The organism is Actinomadura opuntiae, from assembly GCF_030283205.1.
Classification (GTDB): Bacteria; Actinomycetota; Actinomycetes; order Streptosporangiales; family Streptosporangiaceae; genus Spirillospora.
Genome location: NZ_JASNWF010000022.1, coordinates 53,478 through 74,804 on the forward strand (window position 1 = coordinate 53,478; position 21,327 = coordinate 74,804).

Genomic DNA, 21,327 nt, shown 5'->3' on the forward strand with positions numbered 1-21,327 from the left:
GATCCGCCTGCGGCCGTACGCTCAGCGCGGCCCTCTTCCTTCTGGTGCTCCCGCTCATCCAGGGCCGGCAGGCAGGCTGGCCGGGGTGGGTCTGGGCCTGCTTTGCGGGCAGCGCGATCGCGTTCGGCCTTTTCATCGCGATCGAGCGGAACCTGGAACGGCGCGGCCAGGATCCGCTGGTACCGCTGACACTGTTCAGGCAACGCACGTTCTCGCTCGGGATCATTCTCGTCCTGACCCTGTACGCGCTGATCTACTCCTACTACCTGGCGTTGTCGGTAACGATGCAGCAGGGCCTGGAGATGTCAGCACTAGGCGCGGGCCTGGTCTACACGCCGGCAGCCACGACGTTCTTCGTCTTCAGCATGGTGGCGAGCCGGATCATCCCGAAATATGGGCGACGCGTCCTCGAGATCGGGACGATCATAATGGCGAGCGGTTACCTGGCGACCGGCCTGTTGCTGGTGTCCGGCCCGCGGATCACCGCGCTGCTGGTGATCCCCACCCTCATCCTGCAGAGCGTCGGTGGCGGACTGGTCATCACGCAAGCGCTCAACACGGTGCTGAGCCGCGTCAAGCCGGAGTCGGCCGGTGTCGCCTCAGGGGCCTTGTCCACCGCCCAGCAGTGTGGAGGAGCGCTGGGCGTCGCCGTTATCGGAGCGGTCTTCTTCCATTTCTTCCATTACGGGCCCGCGGAGGCCGACCGGGTTGCCGCCGCCGGCGATGCCTTCGCGGCCGCGTCCATCGGGGCCTTCGTCATCGCCGTCATAGCGGGCATCGTCGTCTTCCTCCTGCCGAAGTAGCCGGCCGCCCAGCCCTGAACGCCGGGCCCGACATACGCCGTCGACTACGCGCGCTTGGAGCGACAGAAAAGGGCACGATTTGCTCCTGGACCTCGATCATGTGGTTGGCCTTCCCGCCCGTCATCGTCGCCTTGTCGTCACCCGTGGCGCGCGACCACCACCGCGGAGATCGTCCGGCGTCAGGCCCCGTCCACGGCACGCGAACCCGGCGGTGGCCCCATCGAGCTCAACTCCGCGGTGGACGGAGGAACCCGTCGATCACGCGGTGGACCTTGTCGGCGGCGTCGGCGTCGCCGAGGCGCATCGCGGTGTTGGCCGCGCACAGGACTGCGTCGATCTGGAAGGCGGCCAGATCGGCGTCCAGATCGGCGATCTGGCCTGCGTCGGCGGCGACCCGGAGATGGTGGGCGATGAGGCCGACCCATTCTTGCTGGTCGCGCAGGAGTTCGTCGCGGACCGGGCCCGGACGGCTGTCGAAGTCGACGAGGTTGGCGACCCGGAAGCACCCGCCGGGGAACAGCGGCGTCGCGGCGTAGACGATCCAGTGCTCGACCAGCGCGCGCAGCCGGGCGGCACCCCGGGGAGCGTCCTTGGCGGGACGCACGACCGCGTCGACGAACGCCTCGCGCGCCGATTCCACGGCGGCCAGCTGGAGATTCTCCTTCGAACGGAACAGCGTTTGGATGTTGCTCTTGCTGATGTTGAGGTCGGCGGCCAGGCGGCCGAAGCTGAGCCCGCTCAGCCCCTCCAGCGACGCGACGTCCACGGCGTGGCGCGCGATCGTCCGCCGGGACCGCGCCCCCCGCACCAGCCGCTGGTCCGGCCGCGCCTCCCCCCGACCGGACGGCTCCGCCGGTCCGGCCGTCTCATCCGGCTTCGGGTGCTGGGAGGACTCGCTCATGAGACCCAATCTGCCACACCTGCCAGCTATTACATACGATCGTTCGCATGTGGCCGCAGGCTCCCGAAGCCGGAACCCGTGGGGTGCCGCGGCGGGCGATGACCGGCTGATGCCCTTGGCCCGTACCAGACGGCCAGGGGCGGGCTTCGGCGGGGGCGGACAGGGTCCCGGGCTCCTCAGGGATGGGCGCAGCCTCAGGTCAGGAGTTCTGGAGGCAGCGGTCGAGGCCGGCGTGGCGCTTGAGGGCGGCAAGGTCGCAGACGGCGCCGTGCGGGTAGTAGGCGCCCATGACCGTCCCGGCGGTCTGAGCGGTGGCCCCGAGGGGGACGTCGAGCACGGAGTGGTGGAAGCCGGGAGCGGTGACCATGTTACGGATGAGGAGCAGGTGCAGGGCGTCGGGCATGTCGCTGGAGAACGGCAGGAACGTCACGTCGCGCAGCCTGCTGATGGCGGGCCGCTGAGCCTCGCTTCCCAGGACGTAGGTGTAGTAGCCGTGCCGGTCGACCCTGGTCTGGTGATCGGTGCGGCAGCCGGCGTCCAGGGAGCCGTCGGCCAGGTGGTTCATGACGACGGGGTAGGGCGGCACGACGATGTTGGAGCACATCGACCAGTACCGCAGGTCGGCGCCGCGCGCGGGCCAGGGCTGGGGCCGGTCGCCCTTGACGGTGCGCGGTGCCTTGGCACGCACCACGATGACGCGGCCGTCGCCGGGCGGCTGGACGCGCGCCGACAGGTACGCCGAGTCGAGGTTCGGGTACAGGCCTGCGCCGCTGCCCCGGTTGAACACCACGGGGGCGCTCGGGTCGCCCTGTGAGGGTTCACCGGTCGGCTTCCCCGGTGTGACCGGCGGCGGCGCGCAGGGTGCGAGCGTGCGGCTGATGCCGTCGCGTTCGAAGGTGACCTGCGGCAGCGGGACGTTCCCGGAGTCGAGGTAGGAGCGGAACAGGATCTGCCCGGTGGCGCCGTCGGGGGTGCCCGCGGGTGCCAGCGGCAGGGTGTTGGCCTGGCCGGGGGCGGCATCGGCCCGCAGGGTGACGGTGAAGGTGCCGCCGGGCCGTGCGCGCCGCTGCCAGGGGTTGGTCTGTCCCTTGTCGGGTGCGATGCGGTAGTCGGGCAACGTCGCCTGAACGCCGTTGGTGGTGAAGGAGTTCTTGGCCGCGTCGTACACCGACACCGAGATGTAGCGGGAGTCGGGGAAGGTGCCGTGCAGGGTGATGTGCAGCCCGGGCTGGACGGTGAACGGCGCCACCCAGTAGCGCGCCGAGGTGTCGGGATAAGCGGTGTTCGCGAAACGGGATCCGCCTTCCGTCCAGGAACAGACGGGAGCCTGCGGACCGGCGGGCGTGTCCGCGGCCGCGGCCGCGGACGCGGACGCGGACGCGGACGCGGACGCGGCGGTACTCGCGGCGACCGTGGCGGTCACGGCGGCCAGCACGGCGGTGGAGATCGTGGAACGTGACATGACGGGCTCCTTCGGTGGACGGGACGGGCGCGGCGGAACCCACGGCCGCCGCGGATCAAGACGCTCTTGGCCATGGTGGAGCCCTCCTGGCGGGCGCGCTCGGCGTAGACCTCGGCGCGAATCGCCGCGATCTCCCGGCCATCGAAGGGATCGGGCCGTCCCACGCCCGGCCGCCGTTCAGATGCTCGGCGACGGAGACCCCTCCTTCCCAGGCACGGTCCAGGCGGGAGCGGTACTCCGGTGGAAGGTGGTCGATCACAGAGACTCCAGCGGATCGGTCGACAATCCGGAACGCGTCCCGGCTCGTCACCGCATTCTGTGATCTGCACCAGAGCAGCTGAAAGGGGGTAGGAGCACAAGCTGTACTGTGACGCGTCACAGTAAGGGGGGTCATGGATTTCTCCGCGGAGGCCCGCACGCTCGCCAATCGCTGCGAGCCGCTCATCAACGACCTCGCCCGTAAGATCACCGAGGTGGGGTTCCGGGACATCCCGGCCTACCAGAGCCTGCCGCGCGATATGCGCGAGGTGGAGATCGCCGCGACCGTCCGGCACGGGCTGCGGTTCTTCCTGCAGACCGTCAACGGCGAACGGGTGCCCGACCCCTATCGCTTCTACCGGGAGCGGGCCGCCCAACGCGCCGAAGAGGGCATGCCGCTGCACGTCCTGCTGCGCAGCTACCTCACCAACCGCGACATGCTGTGGCGGGCCCTGCGCGAAGTCGCCCGGCCGGGTGAGGAATCCGCCCTCCTCGAACTGGCCGACCTGCTGTTCGCCACCCAGGCCGCCCTCGTCGGGGACGTCACCGAGACCTACACCGCGGAGAAGACCTCACGGACCCATGAGCTGCGCGAACGGCAGCGCTCGCTGATCGCCGACCTGCTCACCGGCACCCCTGCCGCACCCGGCCAGGTCGACTCCCTCGGCCTGACCGGACAGATCATGGTCGTCGTCGCTCCACCGCGCGCCCACACCACGGCCGTCGACACCCACCGCGCCGCACGCCGCCTGCAAACCGCGCTGGAACGCGCCACCGGCCACCGCGCCATCGTCCATACCGATCACCATGCCACTCACCTGCTGCTCGCCTTGCCCGGCAAGCCGCCCGGCGATCCCGCCTCGACCGTGCACCGCGTCCTCACCGAAGAACACGGGGCCCCATCGCGCGCGGCACGGGCGACCGCGCCAGGGGTGATGGACATCCACCGCGCCGCGACGACCGCCCGAGAGGTCCTACGTCTTGTCACCCTCCTGGACCGCGCACCCGGTCTCTACCGACTCGACGACGTCCTGCTCGAATACCACCTGAACCACCCGGACGACACCGGCCCGCTCCTGCGGTCGCTCCTCACCCCCGTCACCGCCGACCCCGCCCTCGCCGAGACGCTCCGCCTCTACATCTCCCACCAGCAAGACCGTCGCGCCGTCGCCAGGATTCTCGGCCTCCACCCCAACACCGTCGACAACCGCATCCGCCGCATCGGCCAGCACCTCGGCACCGACCTCACCAGCCCCTACGGTTACGCCTTGGCCCTGGCCGCCCTCACCGCCTAGATCGTGATGGGGGTTTGCCGAACCAGCCGCCGGCGTGGCGAAGGGCGCCCGAGATCACTGCCTGAAGACGGACCTGGACGCCCTTCTGGCCGCTCTTTATGTCCATGCGGACGACCATGTCCTGCGCTCGGCCGTCCGGCCGCGCAGACGCTGTCCCGACCAGGTGCTCTGCTCCCGAACAGCTGCTGGAGACGATGGGGCCGGTGGGGCAGGCGTGCGCTGTCGGCGACGTAGGGCCGCCGGTTCGATCGGCTATTAGGCTTCCGGCAAGGCGAGGTTTCGGCAGCGGACGGGAGCCTTCATGGACGTGCCGAGTGGAATCGACCGCAGGACGCTCGCCCGCCACATCGCCGCCGACGTCGACCGGGCGGCGCCGCTGCTCGCGCGAATACTGCTCGTCCGCGCGGTCTCCAACATCCGCCACCACCGCGGCGGCCATGCCCTCTGGGTGGCGAAGGACATCGCCGCCGACTGCGGCACGGAACTCCAGGCGGCCGGGGGGACCACACGGGAACTGGCCCGCGCTCTGGTCCCCGGCCACGACGCCGACCGCGACCTCACCCCCGCGATCGCCGCGACCCGGCGATTGAGCCACACCATCAGCAGCGAGGACGCCGCATACGCGAGGTACTCGATGGCCACCGACCCCGACATCTCCATCGACAACAAGCGGGCCGGTCGGCTGGGCAGCGAGTGGGACGAGCAGAGGGGGCATCTGCGCGAGGCCCGCCATGCAATGCCCGCGGGCCTGGGCAGCGGCAAGACCGGCTCGGTGCTGCTGGACCGCGCCCTCGACCGCGTCTTCGAACGGGGCATGTTCTACCAGGCCCGCCACTACCTGTTCAGCCGGGAGCCCGAACGCCAATGGCGCCGCCGCGTCGCCGACGTCCTGCACGCCGCGGCCTGCGCCAAGCTGGACCGCGGCAACCAGGCCGCCATCGGCGACCTGGCCGTCAACCTCCGCGACGGACGCCGCGCGCTCGACGGCACGGCACCGAGCGCATGGGCGCAGCAGGCGGTGAGCCGCCTCGAAGCGATCGCGACCCCGGTTTTCACCCAGCAGGAGCCGCTCACGCCCCGCAAGGCCACCGCCATCCGGCTGTTGGCCCTGTGCCTGGCCCGCGAAGCGGAGGCCGCCCGCGCGCCCACCCCCGGCGACCCGTTCCGTGGCGTCGCCGTCGGCATCACCCTGCTGGAACGCGACACCATCGATTGACGCAGTGCCGAGCGGTGTGGGCTGACACTGGGAATCCCTGCCCAGATCGGCGCAGGTCTCGCTTTGGGCAGGTAAGCCAGAACCATCAAGGAGTGCAGGCCCCGGGAGGCAGACTCCGGCCTTGCCGCCGATGATCTGGTCCCGTGCGGCGGCTCTTGCCCTGAGGCTAGTTGAGCCTTGTGTCGGAGCCCGCCACCCCTGCGCTTCTCACCTGCATGGACGTGGTTTTCGACGGGCGCAGGGCTGCCCAGACGGTGCGCTCGGTGCGTACCGTCAGGTCGTCGCGGCGCAGGATGCTGTGCGGGCTGCCGGGGTCGAGGAGCCGGTCGAGCGCGGTGAGGTCCTCGGCGGAGAGCCTGTCGGCGATGACGCTGCGGATGCGCTGCAGGATGCGGAGGGCGTAGAGGCCGATCGCCTCGGTACGCGAGCCCTCGATGTTCACGGCGATGGTGCGTTCGCCCTCGATCGTGAAGCCGGCGGCGGTCAGCATCGGGCCCCAGTCGGCGCCGCGGTGGGGCATGTGTTCGGCCTGGAGGCGGTCGGCGGCGGCGTGGACGCGTTCTTCCAGGCCGGGACGGTCCTTGGGAGCGTTTTCGGGCAGGAAGCGGGGGTGGCCGGCCAGTTCGACGACGGCGAACAGGCCTCCGGGGGCGAGCGCGTCGTGGACGGTGCGCAGTGCGTGGTCGGGGTGGGCCATGTGGTGCATCGAGGCCGACGCCCATACCAGGTCCGGTGAGCCGAGGTCGGGCCAGGCGTCTTCATCGAGGTCGGCCTGCACTGTGCGCACGCGATGCTGGACGCCGCGGGCGCATGCCTTGGTGCGCAGGCGCTGAAGGTGTTCGGCGGACGCGTCGACGGCGGTGACGTGCGCATCGGGGAAGCGGTCGAGGAGGGCGAAGGTGCCCGCGCCGGTGCCACACCCCAGGTCCACGATGTGGTGTGGGGCGGTATGCAGTGGCAGCCATGCGGTGATGGAGGCGGTGTGTTCGGCGAGGATCTCGGCGTCCAGGTCGAGGATCTCCGCCTGGCTATCGGATCCGTTGTCGTGGTGGTGACCGTGCGAAGCGTCGTGGTGGGTGGTGTGCGTGTGCGGTTGGTTCATGCTCTTCACACTAGGACGACTATGCGCTAATGGCATAAGTCCTTCCAGTTTTCGCAAGAGGGTGGTCGAGGGTGCTGCCCGAGGCGCAAGAAGTCGCCGCTTGCACGACCCCGTGCCCTCATTCGGGGGTGCCCTGAGTGTTGCCGCCGTCGCCGTCACGCTGGTGGCTGCGGCGGGCGTCGCGATCGAAGATGCCCAGGACCTCGCACGGGCCCGAGTCCGCTCCGATGGCGTGCGGCATCATCGTGGGGAACTCGGCCGCCTGGTTGGTCTCGAGGCGGATGCGGTCGTGACCGAGCATGAGGATCGCCGTGCCGGACAGGACGACGAGCCATTCGTGCCCCGGGTGCGCGCGCATGTGCGCCGGGTTCTCGGGAGGTGGTTCGGTCACGCGCTGCCGCACCACGCTCATCCCGGGGTCGGCCTTGACGGTCCAGCGCATCTGGCCGCGGGTGCTGTCGATCGTCGGACTGGTGACCACGTCGTTAGTAGCGGTCTCCACCAGCTGATCCAGCGTGGTGTCCAGGGCGCGGGCGAGGGTGACCAGCTGGTCCAGTGCGAGGCGGCGCCGGCCGTTCTCGATGCGGCTCAGTGAGGACTGGCTGAGGTGGGCGCGGGTGGCCAACTCCTCTAGGGACCAGCCCTGCGCCACTCGCAGGGCGCGGATGCGTTTGCGTACGAGGCTGTCGAGATCTCCATCTTCTTGCGTCATAGGCAACATCATATGCCTCGAATGCAAGGCCGGCCCGCGACGCTGATCAGCCTCGCCGTCGGCCTCATCGCCGCCATCGGTTTCGTGGCCGGGGAGCTGCACCGCCGCGACGGCTCGCTGCTGGTGGTCTTCGGTGTCCAGGCGGGCATCGGCGTGGTCCTCTTCCCGTTCTTCCAGGCCGTGCTCGGCTGGTCGGGCCTGCTGTCCACGGTCGCGATGATGCCGATGGCCGTCATGATGATTTCGTCTCCATCGTCCTCCGCGGTCCCGAGAAACCACCCCCCGAGGTCGCGGACGAGGCAGAACCCGCTGAGGCCGGCGCTGCACGCTGACCGCACAAGGGCCGCGCACACGGCCGGCAGCGGTCCCGGCGCTGTCCTTGGTCAGTCGCAGGACAGTCCACGGCTGTTCTGGGTGAGCGGCTCGACGTCGTCTTCGGTTTCGGCGATCTCGCGACATATAGTTGATTTACTAAATCAACTATATGTAGGATGCGGCCATGCCACCACGCGAAGCCGGAGTCACGCGTCTGATCGACGCTCTGTTCGCGGTGCTGGGCAACATGCAGCGCGCGCGCAAGGCGATCCCCGATGCCGCAGCGCTCGCCGTCCTGCAGGTCATCGGCGCGGCCCAGCGGGACGACCCCCACGAAGGCGTCCGGCCCTCGCAGATCGCCGACCACCTCGAAGTGCACCGCTCAGCCGTCACCCACCAGCTGAAGGCGCTCACCGAGGCCGGGTACATCACCGCGGCCCCCGATCCCGCCGACCGGCGCGCGTCGATCCTGACCCTCACCGACGCCGGCCGCGAGACGGTCGACCGGCTCACCCGGCAGGGCAGGGCCCGCTTCGCCTCCTTCGTCGCGGACTGGACCGACGACGAGGTCACCGAACTGGCCCGCCTGCTGGAGAAGTTCCGCGCCTCCGCGCAGGCCGTCAACGAGAAAGAACCCCCACCCAGCGCACCTGGCTGGAAAAGCCGTTAAGGAACACCGTTGAAGCGTCTCGCCACCCTCCTCCCCCTCCTGCTGGACCTGGTGGTCCCGACCGCCGGCTACTTCCTGCTCCACGCCCTGGGCATGGACGACGTCTGGGCACTCACCGTCGCCGGGTCGGCCGCCGGCGTCACCACGATCTTCAACAGCATCCGCAAGCGCCGTGTCGACCTGCTGGGCGCCCTGGTCTGCGCGGAACTGGCCCTGTCGGTCGTGCTCGCCCTGGTCACCGACAACCCGCGGCTCGTCCTGGCCCGTGCCGCGTTCTACCTCGCCATCGGCGGAGCGGCGCTGCTGGCCTCCAGCGCGGCCGGCCGTCCGATCACCTACCCCGCGGCCGAGCCGATGGCCACCAAGGGCGACCCCGTCCGCGCCCGCGCCTACGCGGCGACCTGGGACCGCTCCGCCGAGTTCCGGCGCATCCACACCCGCCTCAGCTCCTTCGTGGGGATCGGAATGCTGGCCTACGCGGCGCTGCGGCTGGTCATCATCTTCACCGCCTCTTCCGTCGCCGACGCGGTCTGGGCCCAGGAGGTGCCCGGGATCATCCTGCTCGCCGGAGCGCTGCTCCTGATCCGCCTCCACGTGCCCAAGCTGAGGCGCATCGTCGACGCCCAACAAGCCGCCCTCACCTCCGGCGACCAGGACCCCCACGCGGCCGACACCGAAGGCCAGGCGCGTCTCGCCGCCGGCAATGGGGACAGCAGATAGGCGGTCCGTGGATCATCAGCAGCTCGGCCGCCGCCGCGGCACCCCTTCGGCGGCAGAGACGGCGGCGCGGATCGCGTCCCAGTCCCCCAGCGGTTTCGAACGCCCCGGAGCGGTCGAGCGTCCGGCCCGCTCCGTCGAGGAAGGCCGCGGAGCACTAGGGTGAGCGCCGACCTGGACAAAGGGTTTTCGACGGGGGATACCGCTCATGGACGCACTGATCTTCAATCTGACCACCGCGGCGCTGATGGTGCTGATGTTCAAGGCCGGCACGGCCCTGGTGGGTCAGGACCCGCTGCGCCGGCGTCCGATCCCCTGGGCGGCGGTCGCCCTGACCGTGCTCGCGATCGCCGCCGTCGTCCTCCAGCACCTCTGGTCCGGTGCGATGGGAGCCCTTGACGACGATCCGAGCAAGTCCGGCTGGTGGCGTGTGCTGACCTCCGTCTTCATGCAGAACGGAGGAATCATGGGCGTCGCCTGGAACATCGCCACCCTCGCCGTCATCGCGGCCCTGGCCCAGTGGTTCTGGCGGAGCCCGGTGATGCTGGCCCTGTTCCTGGCGGGCATTCTCCTCCCGCAGCACATCGACGCGCTCTTCGGGCAGGCGGACCGCAGCACTGATCCCCGCAACTTCGCCGGAAGCTCGGGAGCGACGTATTTCCTGGGCTCCACTCTGGCGGCCGGCCTCCTGTGGTTCGCCTCCAGCCGCGCCGACCGCCTCCTTGCACTCAGCGTGCCGGTCCTCGGCCTGGCCCTGTGGATCGCCCAGAGCAACGGCCACGGACTGGTGGCCGTGTACGGTTTCGCCCTCGGAGCCGCGGTCGTGCCTCTCGCGCGCCGGTTCCCACGCTTCAGCCCCGCGCCCGCGCCCGCCGGCGCCGCGTCGCAGCCGTAGAGAAGACCATCGCGACTGTTCTGGTTCGTCGAGCTTCTGGGGGTTTGCCCTACCATGATCACCGGGCGGGCACCGTGGGCAGCGGAGGCCGGGGGCGGGAAGTTGGAGACATGAGCGAAGCATCTGTGGCCTCACCGCCCACCACCCGCCCCTCGCAGACTTTCGGTCGGTTCGGCCGCGAACTGGTGTACCTGCTGTCCGGAGCGCCCGTCGGAGCCGCCGCCTTCGCGGTCGCGATCGCCGGGCTCGCCGCGGGCGCCTCGACGCTCGTCATCGTCCTGGGGGTGCCCCTGCTCGTCGGGACGCTGGCCGCGGCGCGGGCGTTCGCGCGGCTGGAGCGAAGCCAGGTGGAGCGGGCGACCGGACGGGCCCTGCCTCCGCACCACTACCGGCACACCGAGGAGACCGGGCTCGCCGGGCTGCTGCGCGCGGTGCGCGAACCCCAGTCGTGGCGCGACCTGGTCCACATGGTCGTGGCGTTCCCGGTCCGGGTGACGACCTTCTGCGTCGCGATCGCCTGGACGCTGGGCGGCGTCGCGGAGTTGTCGTACGCGCTGTGGTCGTGGCCGATCCCGCGCGACCCCGGCAAGACCGGTGTGCTCGACCTGGCGTTCGGCATCTCCTCGCGCGGTGCGGACATCGCGTTCAACATGGGGGTCGGCGTCGTGCTGCTCGCCACCGCCGTCCCGGTCGTCCGCGGGCTCGCCGCCCTCCAGACCTCGCTGGCGCGGGCGCTGCTGACCAACCAGACCGCCGCGCTGCAGGCCCGGACCGCGCAGCTCGCGGCCGGCCGTCGCAGCGCGGTCGCCGCCGAGGCCCACACCCTGCGCCGGCTGGAGCGCGACCTGCACGACGGTCCGCAGCAGCGGCTCGTCCGGCTCAACATGGACCTGGAGACCGTCGCGCGGCGCCTGGACGACGACCCCGAGCGCGCCAGGCCGCTGGTCGAGGACATGATCGAGCAGAGCCGGGAAGCGCTGTCGGAGGTGCGCGCCCTGTCGCGCGGCATCGCCCCGCCGATCCTCGCCGACCGCGGCCTCGCGGCGGCGCTGTCCGCGGCGGCGGGCCGCTGCCCGGTCCCGGTGTCGCTGGAGGTCGACCTGCCAGGCCGGCGCTACGCGGCCATCGTCGAGAACACCGTCTACTACGTCGTGACCGAAGCCCTGGCCAACATCGCCAAGCACGCCCGGGCGACGCGGTGCGCCGTCGTCGTCACCTCCGACCAGGCGGCACTGCACGTCCGGGTCGACGACGACGGCCGTGGCGGCGCCCATCCGGGCAAGGGCCACGGCCTGGTCGGCCTCGCCGACCGGCTGGCCGCCGTCGAAGGGACGCTCGACATCACCAGTCCGTCCGGAGGGCCGACCGTGCTGACGGCGGTCGTCCCGCTCGCGGGCCACTGATGCGCGTCGTCCTGGCGGAGGACTCGCTGCTGCTGCGCGAGGGCCTGGTCCGCCTCCTGCAGGAGGCGGGCGCCGAGGTGGTGGCCGCGGTCGGCGACGGGTCCGCGCTGGTCGAGGCCGCGGCCGCGCACCGGCCCGACGTCGCGGTGGTCGACGTGCGGATGCCGCCCACCTTCACCGACGAGGGACTGCGGGCGGCCCTGCGGATCCGCCGGGACCTGCCCGGCACCGCGATCCTGGTGCTGTCGCAGTACGTCGAGGAGAGCTACGCCGAAGACCTGCTCGCCGACGGCGGCGGGGTCGGCTACCTGCTCAAGGACCGGGTCGCCAAGCTGACCGAGCTGTCGGACGCCCTCGCCCGCGTCGTCGCCGGTGAGACGGTCCTCGACTCCGAAGTGGTCGCGGCCCTGTTCGCCCACCGGCGCCGCCGCGACCCCCTGGCCGGGATCACCGCGCGCGAACGCCAGGTGCTGGCCCTGATGGCCGAGGGCCGCCGCAACAGCGCCATCGGACGCACCCTCGACCTGAGCGCCGGGACCGTGGAGAAGCACATCTCGGCGATCTTCGACAAGCTCGGCCTCCCGCCCTCGGCCGACGACCACCGCAGGGTCATGGCGGTTCTCGCCTGGCTCCGCGACGGCCCGGCATAGCCCGGCGGGTATCGAAGGGACCGCCCGAGGCGGAGGGGCGCGGGCCGGGTGCGCCGATGCAACGGCGTCCGGTGCGGTCTGGGCCTTGAAGGCCTTGGACCACACCGGACGCCGGGTGCGAAGGGTCAGTTGGCGAGTTGGGCCTGGAAGACGGCGCTGTTGAAGTAGGCCCTGGCTTCCTTGATCAGGCCGGTGTCGTCGAGCTCGTAGACGTTGATGCCCGACCAGTTGACCGGCTTGCCGTCCAGGGCGACGGCGGCTCCGCGCCAGAACACCGCGACCTGGTTGCCGACGGTGTGGGCCTCCAGCGGGGTCAGGCCAAGGAAGGGCTGGAAGTTGGGCAGCACCGAGGCGATGAACCGGTGGATGGCGGCGCGGCCGGTGATGGGCGGCCGACCGACCGGGTCGTGGAAGACGCCGTCCTCGGCGAACGCCGCCGCCCAGGCGTCGGCGTCCCGGTTCTGGGAGGCGGCGAAGAACTGCAGGACACTGGCGGGCATGGCCGGGAAGGTCATGATTCTCCTTGTGATGAGGACGGGGCCAACAGGGTCAGGACGTCGTCGCGCGGTGGCGGCGGTCATGGCGGCGGGCGGCGGGCAGGACCGCGAGCCCGGCCAGCGCCAGCAGGGCTTGCAGGGCGCAGGCGCCGATCCAGCCGCAGGCGCCATAGGAGGCGCTCGCCGCGGCCGCGCACAGCGCTCCGCCGAGGAAGACCGCGACCATGTAGACGGTGTTGGCGCGGCTGCGGGCCTGCGGGAGGAAGGCGAAGATGCGGGCCTGGTTGGCGATCTGGCTCCACTGCACGGCGACGTTGGCCAGCACGATCGCGGCGACCATGAAGGCCGTCATGGTCCCTCCCAGCGCATAGCACCCGGCCGCGACCAGCATCATCGCCAGGGCGGCGGTGATGATCGGCAGGGCGCCGCGACGGTCGATGAAGCGGCCCGACCAGGGCGCGGCCAGCGCACCGGCCAACCCCAGCAGGCCGAACAGCCCGGCGGTGGCGCTGCTGAAGCGGTAGTGCTGGGTCAGCACCAGCACCAGTGTCGTCCAAGTGGCGCTGTAGGCCCCGAACAGGCTGGCGTGCAGCAGGCACGCCTGCCGTAGCGCCGGTTCGGTCCGCAGCAGCCGCGGCAGCGACGCGAGCAGCCGGCCGTACCCGGCCCCGTCCGTGGGAGGCGGCTTGCGGGCGGGTTCGCGGGGTAGCAGCAGCACCGTCACCAGTCCGGTGACGGCGGTGAGCGCGGCGGCCACCAGGTACACCGCGCGCCAGCCCAGCACCTCGCCTACCGCGCCGCCCACCACGCGGGAGCCGATGATGCCGGTCATCAGGCCGATCTGGACGCCCGCCACGACCGAGGCCCGCCGCTCCGGCGGGGCCAGCTCCGCGGCCAGGGGGACCAGGATCTGGGGGACCACGGTGACGCCGCCGACCAACGCGGTGGCCGCGGCCAGCACCGCCAGGCCCGGCGCGGCGGCGGCCAGCAGCAGCGCCGCCACCGTCGCCCCCAGCAGCACGGTCAGCAGTGGACGGCGTCGCCGCACGTCCCCCAGCGGCACCAGGAACAGGATCCCGGCCGCGTAACCGAACTGGGCGCAGGTCACCACGGTCCCGGCCGCCGAGGCCGACACCCCCAGGCTCCGGGTGAACAGGGACAGCAGCGGCTGGGCCAGGTAGACGTTGGCGACGGTGGCGCCGCTGCACACCGCCATCGCCGTGAACAACACCGGCCGCACCGCCCCCTTCCACGGCCGCTCGCGGCGTGCGGCGGGCGGGGCGGGATGAAGAGCGTCCGTTGGGGACACGGCACTCCTTCCAATCGAACGAACTGGATGGTTCGAACCGTAGACGAGGTGGTGCGAGCGGGTCAAACGATCCAGTTCGTTACCATGCGGGGATGGCCTACGACTCCAGCGCGACCAAGGCGCGCATCCTGGCCGCGGCGGCCGCGGAGTTCGCCGAGCATGGCGTCGCCGGGGCCCGCGTGGACCGCATCGCCGCCGCCGCCCAGGCCAACAAGCGCGCCATCTATGACTACTTCGGCGACAAGAAGCAGCTGTTCGCCGCCGTACTGGAACGCCTGATGGCCGAGCTCGCCCAGGCCGTCCCGCCCGGCGAGGAGGACCTGCCCGCCTACGCCGAACGGCTGTTCGACTACCACCAGGCGCACCCCGAAGCGCTGCGCCTGCTGCTGTGGGAGGCCCTGGAACTGGGCGACCAACCCGTCCCCGGCGAGGAGGCCCGCACCCGGCACTACCAGGACAAGCTGCACGCCACTCAGGTCCTCGGCGCCCCCGGCGACGCCCGCACCCGCCTGTTCTTCACCCTGGGCCTGGTGGGCTGGACGCTGGCCATGCCGCAGGTGCGCCGCATGATCCTGGGCCCCGACCACACCCCCGCCCAACTCCGCTCCGCCGTAGCCCACGCCGTCGAAGCACTGACCCAGAACCCCTCTCCGCCCACCTGATGCTGAACGCGCAAGGCAGCGTGCCGGTAAGAAGCGTGTCGTGAGCCCCAAACCGCGTTGATCTTGCCGTGATTTGGCTGGTCGATGCTGGGCGGCTATGCCGAGCGGCGCGGCATTGTTGTTCTCACCGGCTTCTTGGCGGGTTGCGGTGACGATGTCGTGTCCGGAGCGGGACGATCCGCGGCTCGGCTCGAGTGCTTTGGGTCAGGGCTGGTCGTCCGCAAGAGCGATTGCGCGCGTCTCGGGAACTCCGAGCATCAGCAGGCTCGTGATCGTCGCTGCTCGGGCGCCGAGGGTTCCGTTCGACAGGTCGCTGTCCGCGATGGCGAACACGGCGCCGTAGGCGACCTGGCTCAGAATGCCCGCCGGCAGGTGCTGTGCGAACACGTCGCTGTCCTGGCCTCGTTTGACGAGGTCGGCGAGGAGTTCATCGACTGGTCCGAGCAGGCCGTGGATCGCCTCGCCGTACTCGCCGCGGCGCAGCGCCAACAGCACTCGGTACCGGTGCGCCACCGGCCAGAGGCGGGCGATGAATTCGGCCCACGTCGCGTCCGCTTCAGCGTTGGAGGCGTTGACTTCGGTGAGCACGGCTGTCATCTCGGTGACGGCCCGTTCGGTGAGTGTCCGGACCAGGTCGAGGCGCGAGGGGAAATGGCCGTAGACGGTGCGGCGGACGACGCCGGCAGCGGAGGCGATGTCGCCCATTCCGGCGTCGGGGTTCTGTCCCAGCACGTCGAGGGCGACGTCGAGGATGCGATCGCGTGTCTCGTTCATCGAGCGCGCGCGGGAGGACTCGGCGGGCACGACATCATTGTTGCACACCAGTGTGCAATGAATCACACTGCACACTCGTGTGCAACGAACTAGACTGCACACCAGTGTGCAACGGAGAGTTGCGCTGTGCTTCGAAGCTCAGGAGAACAAGGCGATGACCGCACCGACGCCGCCGACCTCGACCCACGTCCGCCCGTTCACCGTCTCGATCTCGGATTCGGAGATCGACGACGTGAAGCAGCGACTGGCCAGAACTCGATGGCCGGATCCGGAAACGGTGGGCGACTGGTCGCAAGGGGTTCGCGTAGAGAACGCCAGATCTCTGGTCGACTACTGGGAGCGCGGCTACGACTGGCGGCGCTTCGAGTCCGGCCTCAACCGCTTCCCCCAATTCCTGACCGAGATCGATGGGCTGGACATCCACTTCATCCACGTCAGGTCCAAGAACCCCAACGCGATGCCGCTGATACTCACGCACGGATGGCCGGGCTCGATCGTCGAGTTCCTGAAGCTGATCGGCCCGCTGACCGATCCGGTCTCGTTCGGAGGGGACGCCGCCGATTCATTCGACGTCGTCGTCCCGTCACTCCCCGGGTTCGGGTTCTCCCAGAAGCCCACGGAGACCGGATGGACCGTATCGCGCATCGCAAGCGCGTGGGTGGAGCTGATGAAACGTCTCGGCTACACCAGATGGGCCGCCCAAGGCGGCGATTGGGGTGCCGTCGTCACCACCGCCCTCGGGGCCATGCAACCTGAGGGGCTTCTCGGAATTCATCTGAACACCCAGTACGCCTTTCCCGCACAGCTACCCGACACCTTGTCGCCCGAACAGCGCTACGCCGTGGAGACCCTCGCCCTCTACACCGGCGATCTCGGTGGGTCGAACCACCTTCAGGGCACGAAGCCGGAGACCGTCGGATTCGCCCTGGCGGACTCTCCCGCCGGTCAGGCAGCCTGGATCTACGAGAAGTTCCAGTCCAAGACCGACAACCACGGGCTCGCCGAGGACGCCCTCAGCATCGACGACATGCTCGATGCGATATCCCTGTACTGGTTCACCAACAGCGCAGCGTCGTCCGGCCGCATCTACTGGGAGAACAAATCGGCCACCCTCGCCGGCCCGAAACTGACGCTTCCGGTCGCGGTGACCGTCTTCCCGAGGGACATCCCACGCCTGCCACGAAGCTGGATCGAAGACACCTACAGCAATCTGATCCACTACGGCGAGGCCGACAAGGGCGGGCACTTCGCGGCCTTGGAACAGCCCGAGATCCTGGTCAGCGAAATCCGCACCGGCCTGCGCACCCTTCGTCCCTGACGCCAACGCGCCAACTCAGGACCGCATGCATATCACTCCGAGCGAAGGTGATCACGGAGTGATATGTCCCGATCGACGCCTCCGCAGACTCTAGGAGAGTTCCGGCAGCGTGGCATCGCTGGACGTGCTGCGCGCAATGGCCAAGGAGCCGCAGACCGTCGAGGCATTCTTCACCAAGGTCGGCTGGGCCGCCGGCGCCGACCCGCGAGTGGACGCCGCCGTCAGCGACTGTGGCTTATCCGTTGAAGGCCGCCGGGTCCTCCCCTTGTCTTCCGACTCCCCAAACGCCACCGGGTACGGCGGCAAGGTTGTACACCGCGGTTCCTGCGGGGATCGTCACCGCCTCCCACTTGCCGCCGCTGTAGCGGTACGGGGGCTTCTCAGGTGGCGCGGAGGCCTCCGGCGCGACCCAGGGGGACCCGGACGCGTCCACGGTCAGATCAGCGAGATAGGGGAATCCGGCCGGGGCCGCGATCCAGGTCCAGGCGGAGCCGTTCCAGTGCGCCAGACGCTTGGCCGTGATGCCCCAGACGTTGTCCGCGGCGACCGGGACGACCTTGCGGAACCAGTCGTTGTCGCCGTCGGTGATTGCGGGCAGCGGGACGCTCTTCCAGGCGGCGCCGTCGAAGTGCGCGACGGCGGGCACCTGCTGCAAGCCGTCCCGGTAGCCGACCGCCCATGCATCGGTCGCGGTGAGCGCTTGGAGGTCCAAGACGTCGTCCACCCCGGGCACCTTGACGACGGACCAAGTGTCGCCGGTGCGCTTGAAAAGATGCTCCACGAAATTCGAGTCCCAGGCGTTGGCGAAGGTGCCGGCCGGACCGGTGGCGAGCACCGAGGCCGAGGCGGTCGGACCCGCGACCTTCTGGAACGCCGAGCCGTCGAAGCGCGCCATGTACGAATTCGTGCCGGCGATCCAGGTCTCCCCCGCGCCCGAGACGATGCGCGTGATCTCGCCCTGGCCCGTCCAGCCGTTGATCGGGTACTCCTTCCACGACGAGCCAACCCGGCGCCGTACGACCGGGTTCCCGTCGCGGTACACGGGGCACAGGTCGCCCCAGCGGAGGCAGTACTTGCCCTGCACACCGCTGACCCAGACGCCGCCCGCTCCGTCTGCGGTGACGTCGTAGAGCCGGGCCGACGGCCACAGGAAGGGCAGGGAGACCGTGCGCAGCTCGGGAGCGGCCTCGAGGGCGGGCGCGGGAAGAGCCACCAGTGCTGCGATGGTGACGACGACCGCAATGACGCGTTTCATACGAGCACTATTCGCCAAAAAGACGCCAGTGTCTACTGGGACCATCACGGCGCCACTCGCCGAGCCGGCCGCCGTCAGCGACAGGCGGACCGAGACCCCGTCAGACCTACGCGTCTCTCCGTACGGCCGTCACCGGCCATGGCAGGACACCGGCGCCCGCGTCCCGCCAGACTGCGGCCATGCCGGCCTGGGCGTCCACCTCGACGCCGTGGGGGCTCGCGGCCACAGCGCCCTCCACCTTCGATAGAGCGACCGTGGACGCGTGCCGGTACGCCCAGCAGATACAGCGCTACGTCGCACACGGCCAACACCCCTGGAGGGGCCGGCGATCGGCGTTCAAGCCCACGACAGCGCGGCCATCAGCGATGTCACCACTCTGTGCGAGTTGGCCGCCAAGTACGACGAGGCAGCCGTCGACACCAGGTGCCCTCGAACTGGTCCCCGGCGTTGACGTCGGCCAGGTGGTCGGCGACGGCGGCGACGTTCGGGTAGCGGTCTGCCGGCAGCGCACGGTATTCCCGCGACCGTGCCTGATGCTCGACTTCGAAGGCGTGGGGGTCGAGGGCGAGGACGCTGGCTTCCAGGGCCGAGTAGGACAGGGCGACCTCCACCAGCGATCGGTAGCAGGATGCCGCTTGGCGGCCCTGCAGCCCGGCCTCCAGCAGGGCGCCGATGACGATGTCGGCGGCTCGGAACTCCGCTTTCCGGCGCGAGGTGCGTCTGGACACCGGTGTCGCGCGCATGCAGCGGCGCGCTCGGTGATGTACGCGGTCCCCGGCATCGGTCACGCGACCGGCGCTGCGTTAGTGGGCGCAGCACAAGGCGCGGCCTCGCCGTCCGGCGCCATGAGGAACCGGCGCCAGGCAAAGCAGCCGGGTGCGTAGCTGATCTGATCCGCGAGCCGCAAACTGTCGAGGCGTTCTTCACCGAGGTCGGCCGGGCTGCCGGAGCCGACCCGCGCCTGGACGCCGCCGTCAGCGGGTCAAGGACTCCCTCCAGGACTGCGCCCCTGACCGCCGGTGAGTCGAGCGCTGAGGTCAGTGCGTCCGGTGTCGTCTCGGGGCCGGTGGGGGCGGTGCTGAGGGGGAGCTGGTCGCCGAGCTGCACGGGCATCCGCCGCCAAGATCAGAACTGTGTTCTGTGATTTGAGAATGCTATTCTCGTCTGCGAGAGGAGGGTGCTATGGGAGGGGATCCGCGGCCTGCGCTTGCCGGTCGCATCGAGTGCGAGGTGGGGAACCTGTGATCGACTTTCAACGGCTCGCCGTCTGGATGGACGAGGCCGGACTGCCCGGCAAGGGCGCTCCGATCGAGCACCGGCTGCTGTCGGGCGGCACGCAGAACGAGATCCACGAGGTGGTCCGGGGCGAGGAGCGGTGCGTCATCCGGATCCCGCCACCGGAGGCGCCCGCGGACCGCGACAAGGGCATTTTGCGTGAGTGGCGCATCGTCGAGGCGCTGGACGGCACCGACGTACCGCACACCAAGGCGATCGCGGTGTGCCGGGACGCCTCGGTGCTCGGCCGACCCTTCTACCTCATGGGATTCGTCGACGGCTGGTCCCCCATGGGCCGGACGGCCTGGCCCGCCCCCTTCGACACCGACCTGCGGGCCCGCGCCGGTCTGGGCTACCAGCTCGCCGAGGGCATCGCGCTGTTGTCCAGAGTCGGCTGGAAGGCCAAGGGCCTGCACGACCTGGGCCGTCCCGAGGGCTTCCACGAGCGCCAGGTCGACCGCTGGACGCGCTTCCTGGAGCGGATCAAGGGCCGCGAACTCCCCGGCTTCGACGTCGCCGCGGCGTGGCTGCGCGCCCACCGTCCGCTGGACTACGTGCCCGGCATCATGCACGGCGACTACCAGTTCGCCAACGTGATGTTCCGGGACGGCGCGCCGGCCCGGCTGGCCGCCATCGTCGACTGGGAGATGGGCACCGTCGGCGACCCCAAGCTCGACCTGGCATGGATGATCCAGAGCTGGCCGCAGGACACCGCCGCGCCCGAGGCGTCCGAGGCCAGCTACGTCGACCTGCGCGGGATGCCGTCCCGCGACCGGCTCCTGGCCCACTACGCCGAGGTATCCGGCCGCCAGGTCGACGACATCGACTATTACCTCGTCCTCGCCAAATGGAAACTGGGCGTGGTCCTGGAACAGGGCTACCAACGCGCAGGCGACGATGAGAAACTGCTGGCCTTCGGCCCCATCGTCCTCGACCTGATGAAAGACGCCGCCGAACTCGCGGAATCGAGCAGATACGCCTCATGAGCGACGAACTGATAAAAGAGCAGTACGGCGCGGTGCTGATCCTCCGGCTGAACCGTCCCGAGGCGCGCAACGCCCTCAACGAGGCACTGATCGACGGAATCGGGCATGCGATGTCCGACGCCGAGAACGACCCGCGGATCCGGGCCGTCGTGCTGACGGCCGCCGGCGACCACATTTTCTGTTCCGGCATGGATCTGCGCGAGTTCGCAGCCGGTGGCACCGGTACCGTCTCGGCCGAGGGCAAGGCCGGGTTCGACCGCCTGCTGCAAGGCGAGGTCAGCGTGCCCATGGTCGGGGCCGCCAACGGGACCGCGGTCGGCGGCGGCCTGGAACTGCTGCTCGGCTGCGACGTCGTCGTGGCCTCCGAGAACGCCAAGTTCGGCCTGCCCGAGGTGAAGCGGGGCCTGTATCCGGCCGGTGGCGGCACCGCCATCGGCACCCGTATCCCCCTGGCGGTCGCCCTTGAGATGGCGATGACCGGCGATCCCGTCGACGCCCCCCGCGCCTATGAGCTCGGCCTGGTCAACGCCGTCACACCACCGGAGAAAGTCCTGGACGCCGCCCTCGGCCTCGCCGCACGAATCGCCGAGAACGCGCCGCTGGGGCTCGCGGCGGTCAAGGAACTGGTGCGGCTCGGCGTCACCGACTCCGCGCGGGCGGCCGAACGCAACAAGGAACTGCAGAAGTCGGTGTTCTCCAGCGAGGACGCCAAGGAAGGCGCCACCGCCTTCATGGAAAAGCGAAAGCCGGTCTGGAAAGGGCGCTGACCGAACGGGCGCCGCCTGGCGTTAGGGGCGTGACCGTCTGCTCGTGACAACAGGGGACTCCATGAGCAGACGGCCGTTCGGCCCG

At 70.2% G+C, this 21,327-nt stretch carries 20 protein-coding genes and 2 pseudogenes; 13 read left to right on the forward strand and 9 right to left on the reverse strand.

From position 1 onward, the window contains the following. Nucleotides 1–32: 32 nt before the first annotated feature. Nucleotides 33–803: pseudogene (locus QP089_RS37890) on the forward strand (MFS transporter); the annotation flags it as partial. A 226-nt stretch (nucleotides 804–1,029) separates the two neighbouring features. Here the strand turns inward: QP089_RS37890 and QP089_RS37895 are convergent. Both QP089_RS37895 and QP089_RS37900 read right to left on the reverse strand, forming a co-directional pair. Further along, entirely contained in the window at nucleotides 1,030–1,704 is a 675-nt protein-coding gene (locus QP089_RS37895) for a TetR/AcrR family transcriptional regulator (RefSeq protein WP_285918602.1), read from the reverse strand. 199 nt (nucleotides 1,705–1,903) lie between these two features. Continuing rightward, nucleotides 1,904–3,166: a hypothetical protein gene (locus QP089_RS37900; RefSeq protein WP_285918604.1), complete on the reverse strand. Its 1,263-nt coding sequence runs from the start codon at nucleotides 3,164–3,166 to the stop codon at nucleotides 1,904–1,906. Between the two features lie 392 nt (nucleotides 3,167–3,558). On the opposite strand from QP089_RS37900, the gene QP089_RS37905 reads away from it, so the two are divergent. From QP089_RS37905 to QP089_RS37910, 3 genes and pseudogenes are all read left to right on the forward strand, one after another. Then, on the forward strand, nucleotides 3,559–4,719 hold the full coding sequence (locus QP089_RS37905) for a PucR family transcriptional regulator (protein WP_285918606.1): 1,161 nt from the start codon (nucleotides 3,559–3,561) through the stop codon (nucleotides 4,717–4,719). A gap of 61 nt (nucleotides 4,720–4,780) precedes the next feature. Beyond that, nucleotides 4,781–4,876 (forward strand): annotated as a pseudogene (locus QP089_RS49075) (IS982 family transposase); the annotation flags it as partial. A 144-nt stretch (nucleotides 4,877–5,020) separates the two neighbouring features. After that, on the forward strand, nucleotides 5,021–5,935 hold the full coding sequence (locus QP089_RS37910; RefSeq protein ID WP_285918607.1) for a hypothetical protein: 915 nt from the start codon (nucleotides 5,021–5,023) through the stop codon (nucleotides 5,933–5,935). A gap of 166 nt (nucleotides 5,936–6,101) precedes the next feature. On the opposite strand, the gene QP089_RS37915 is transcribed toward QP089_RS37910, so the two are convergent. Together QP089_RS37915 and QP089_RS37920 are read right to left on the reverse strand one after the other, a co-directional pair. Beyond that, nucleotides 6,102–7,037, reverse strand: a complete 936-nt coding sequence (locus QP089_RS37915; RefSeq protein WP_285918609.1) for a class I SAM-dependent methyltransferase — start codon at nucleotides 7,035–7,037, stop codon at nucleotides 6,102–6,104. Between the two features lie 118 nt (nucleotides 7,038–7,155). Then, nucleotides 7,156–7,749, reverse strand: coding sequence for a helix-turn-helix domain-containing protein (locus tag QP089_RS37920; protein ID WP_285918610.1), 594 nt, complete (start codon nucleotides 7,747–7,749; stop codon nucleotides 7,156–7,158). Between the two features lie 499 nt (nucleotides 7,750–8,248). Here QP089_RS37920 and QP089_RS37925 point away from each other — a divergent pair, with 499 nt between their 5' ends. The 5 genes from QP089_RS37925 (at nucleotide 8,249) to QP089_RS37945 (ending at nucleotide 12,399) form a co-directional block, all read left to right on the forward strand. Beyond that, on the forward strand, nucleotides 8,249–8,734 hold the full coding sequence (locus QP089_RS37925) for a MarR family winged helix-turn-helix transcriptional regulator (protein ID WP_285918612.1): 486 nt from the start codon (nucleotides 8,249–8,251) through the stop codon (nucleotides 8,732–8,734). A gap of 9 nt (nucleotides 8,735–8,743) precedes the next feature. Beyond that, nucleotides 8,744–9,454: a VC0807 family protein gene (locus QP089_RS37930; protein ID WP_285918613.1), complete on the forward strand. Its 711-nt coding sequence runs from the start codon at nucleotides 8,744–8,746 to the stop codon at nucleotides 9,452–9,454. Between the two features lie 205 nt (nucleotides 9,455–9,659). Further along, nucleotides 9,660–10,346 (forward strand): hypothetical protein, encoded by a 687-nt coding sequence (locus QP089_RS37935; RefSeq protein WP_285918615.1) that lies wholly within the window; start codon nucleotides 9,660–9,662, stop codon nucleotides 10,344–10,346. Nucleotides 10,347–10,456: 110 nt separating this feature from the next. Continuing rightward, the gene (locus QP089_RS37940; protein ID WP_285918616.1) at nucleotides 10,457–11,749 is read left to right on the forward strand and encodes a sensor histidine kinase; all 1,293 of its coding nucleotides are present in this window, start codon (nucleotides 10,457–10,459) and stop codon (nucleotides 11,747–11,749) included. Then, on the forward strand, nucleotides 11,749–12,399 hold the full coding sequence (locus QP089_RS37945; protein WP_285918618.1) for a response regulator transcription factor: 651 nt from the start codon (nucleotides 11,749–11,751) through the stop codon (nucleotides 12,397–12,399). The genes QP089_RS37940 and QP089_RS37945 overlap by 1 nt, the downstream gene beginning before the upstream one ends. Before the next feature lie 125 nt (nucleotides 12,400–12,524). Here QP089_RS37945 and QP089_RS37950 read toward each other — a convergent pair whose 3' ends face one another. Next, nucleotides 12,525–12,914, reverse strand: a complete 390-nt coding sequence (locus QP089_RS37950) for a nuclear transport factor 2 family protein (RefSeq protein WP_285918620.1) — start codon at nucleotides 12,912–12,914, stop codon at nucleotides 12,525–12,527. A gap of 34 nt (nucleotides 12,915–12,948) precedes the next feature. Next, nucleotides 12,949–14,205 carry an MFS transporter gene (locus tag QP089_RS37955; RefSeq protein ID WP_285918622.1) on the reverse strand — a complete coding sequence of 419 codons (1,257 nt, stop codon included), beginning with the start codon at nucleotides 14,203–14,205 and terminating at the stop codon, nucleotides 12,949–12,951. 92 nt (nucleotides 14,206–14,297) lie between these two features. Between QP089_RS37955 and QP089_RS37960 the strand changes: the two genes are divergently transcribed. Continuing rightward, nucleotides 14,298–14,867, forward strand: a complete 570-nt coding sequence (locus QP089_RS37960; RefSeq protein ID WP_285918624.1) for a TetR/AcrR family transcriptional regulator — start codon at nucleotides 14,298–14,300, stop codon at nucleotides 14,865–14,867. Nucleotides 14,868–15,071: 204 nt separating this feature from the next. Here the strand turns inward: QP089_RS37960 and QP089_RS37965 are convergent, their stop codons facing one another. Further along, on the reverse strand, nucleotides 15,072–15,671 hold the full coding sequence (locus QP089_RS37965; protein WP_285918626.1) for a TetR/AcrR family transcriptional regulator: 600 nt from the start codon (nucleotides 15,669–15,671) through the stop codon (nucleotides 15,072–15,074). A 124-nt stretch (nucleotides 15,672–15,795) separates the two neighbouring features. Between QP089_RS37965 and QP089_RS37970 the strand changes: the two genes are divergently transcribed. Further along, nucleotides 15,796–16,959 carry an epoxide hydrolase family protein gene (locus QP089_RS37970; RefSeq protein ID WP_285918627.1) on the forward strand — a complete coding sequence of 388 codons (1,164 nt, stop codon included), beginning with the start codon at nucleotides 15,796–15,798 and terminating at the stop codon, nucleotides 16,957–16,959. A gap of 235 nt (nucleotides 16,960–17,194) precedes the next feature. On the opposite strand, the gene QP089_RS37975 is transcribed toward QP089_RS37970, so the two are convergent. After that, a complete protein-coding gene (locus QP089_RS37975; protein WP_285918629.1) occupies nucleotides 17,195–18,214 on the reverse strand; it encodes a hypothetical protein in 1,020 nt (339 codons plus the stop codon). 368 nt (nucleotides 18,215–18,582) lie between these two features. Continuing rightward, on the reverse strand, nucleotides 18,583–18,942 hold the full coding sequence (locus tag QP089_RS37980; RefSeq protein WP_285918631.1) for a hypothetical protein: 360 nt from the start codon (nucleotides 18,940–18,942) through the stop codon (nucleotides 18,583–18,585). Nucleotides 18,943–19,455: 513 nt separating this feature from the next. Between QP089_RS37980 and QP089_RS37985 the strand changes: the two genes are divergently transcribed. Then, a complete protein-coding gene (locus tag QP089_RS37985) occupies nucleotides 19,456–20,475 on the forward strand; it encodes a phosphotransferase family protein (RefSeq protein WP_285918633.1) in 1,020 nt (339 codons plus the stop codon). Then, on the forward strand, nucleotides 20,472–21,242 hold the full coding sequence (locus tag QP089_RS37990) for an enoyl-CoA hydratase-related protein (RefSeq protein ID WP_285918635.1): 771 nt from the start codon (nucleotides 20,472–20,474) through the stop codon (nucleotides 21,240–21,242). The genes QP089_RS37985 and QP089_RS37990 overlap by 4 nt, the downstream gene beginning before the upstream one ends. The last annotated feature ends 85 nt before the right edge of the window (nucleotides 21,243–21,327 follow it).